This window comes from Janibacter limosus NBRC 16128, from assembly GCF_001570985.1.
GTDB classification, from domain to species: Bacteria; Actinomycetota; Actinomycetes; order Actinomycetales; family Dermatophilaceae; genus Janibacter; species Janibacter limosus.
Map to the genome: position 1 here is coordinate 1 of NZ_BCSS01000090.1, position 1658 is coordinate 1658.

A 1658-nucleotide genomic window follows, 5' to 3' on the forward strand; every position below is an offset into this window, starting at 1 on the left:
GGCGGGCCGACGAGCCGCGCCCGACCGCGATCTCGATCTCGGACGTGGCCTTGGCCGCCGGCGACCACAGGGCCGCGGTCGCCGCGCTGACCGACGACGACCTCGAGGTCGTCGTCGGTTGACCCAGCGCGGCTAGACCGCTCCGACGAACTCGCGACGGCGAGCGGTCATCGAGTCGAGCAACACCCGCTCACGCTCCAAGGACTTCGGCTCTGCCACGTGGCTCAGCTGGCGGAAGCGCAGCAGCGCCAGCTCCGAGGCGCAGTCCTGGAAGCTGCGCATCGACGCCAGCCCATGAGGCCCTCCGTGGAACTTCGCCCAGCGACGCGCGGCCCGGCGCGACTTCATCGAGGCGAGCATCCCGACCTCGTCGCCCGAGATCCAGCCGGTGTCGACATAGGCCATGAGGTGCTGACCGATCACCCTCCCTTCGCGCTTGCGGGTCCAGATCACGAAGTAGACGAAGCCGCAGAAGGCGAAGAACCCGACCGCGAGACCGATGATCAGACCGACGCCACCGGTCGAGGCGCTGAGGTTCCACAGCCCGTGCAGCAGGACCGCGGCGCACCAGCCGACGATGGGCGCGACGATCTTGACGGGTACGGAGCGGGAGACGGCTGCCAGGCCGACCCCGATCCCGGTCATCGTCGTGAACATCGGGTGGAGGAAGGGGGTGACCAGACCGCGCAGGACGAAGGTGAAACCGAAACCGCCCGCCCCCATCTCCCTGAAGGCACCCGCGAAGTACTGGATGTTTTCGGTGAAGGCGAAGCCGGCCGCCACGATGCCTGCGTAGACGATGCCGTCGGTCAGTCCGTTGAACTTCCTGTGCATCAACGCCCACATGACGAGGAGGAAGACGCCCTTTGTCGTCTCCTCGACCAGGGGCGCGGAGATGACGGCCGTGAGCACGTCCGCGTTCTCCGCTCCGAAGATCTCACCGAGGACGACGCCACCGAACGTGTTGCCGAAGATCGCCATGCCGGTCGCGCCCAGGGCGCCGTAGAGGAAGGCCGTGACGAGGTAGCGCCACGGCTCGGCCTCGAAGCGGTCCAGCCACAAGAAGATCGGGACGACGAGCGTCAGCGGGATGAGCGCCGCGAGGAGGCTGACGAGCGTCAGCACGATCCCGAAGGCGAGCCCGTAGTACAGGGCGAAGGCCAGGAGCATGAACAGCGAGATCACGGCCACGATGCCGCTGAGCAGCCACGTGCGCAGGGTCGGCCGCGGGGTCGGGTTGGCCTGGGCCTGAGAGGTCACGTAGTGGGCGGTGTACTGCTGCTGCTGCAGCCAGGCCTGGTGCTGCGCCTGCTGCTGGGCACGGGCCTGGTTGGCCTGCTGCGCTGCCGCGGCCTGCATGGCGGCCTGCTGCTGGGCCTCGTAGGCCTGCTGCTGGGCCAGGACCTGCTGCCGCGAGTCGGTCTGGGCCTGGAGCTCCGCGAGCGCGATCGACCGAGTCGCCGTGCGGTACCACTCCGGCTCCTCAGGGGCGCTGCGTCGCAGCATCCTGCGCGTGAGGGTGTCTTCGGAGGGCCCCGCAGAGCTCGGCGGTGCGGGCGGCTGCCCGGACGGTGGCGGTGGCGGTGTCGTCGTGCGGGCGACGGGAGGAGGCGGGGGCGGGCTGGCCGGCGACGGGGGCCGGGGCGGACCCGCGGGCG

1 protein-coding gene is annotated in these 1658 nt (G+C 70.1%); it reads right to left on the minus strand.

Annotated elements, in window-relative coordinates:
• Positions 1-132: 132 nt before the first annotated feature.
• The gene (locus JLI01S_RS16460) at positions 133-1506 is read right to left on the minus strand and encodes a PrsW family intramembrane metalloprotease (protein WP_068266745.1); all 1374 of its coding nucleotides are present in this window, start codon (positions 1504-1506) and stop codon (positions 133-135) included.
• Positions 1507-1658: the final 152 nt, after the last annotated feature.

What these genes read in the sequence shown, in the direction of transcription:
- JLI01S_RS16460 (WP_068266745.1), bottom strand. Translation starts at nt 1,506, where the DNA reads ATGCTGCGACGCAGCGCCCCTGAGGAGCCGGAGTGGTACCGCACGGCG.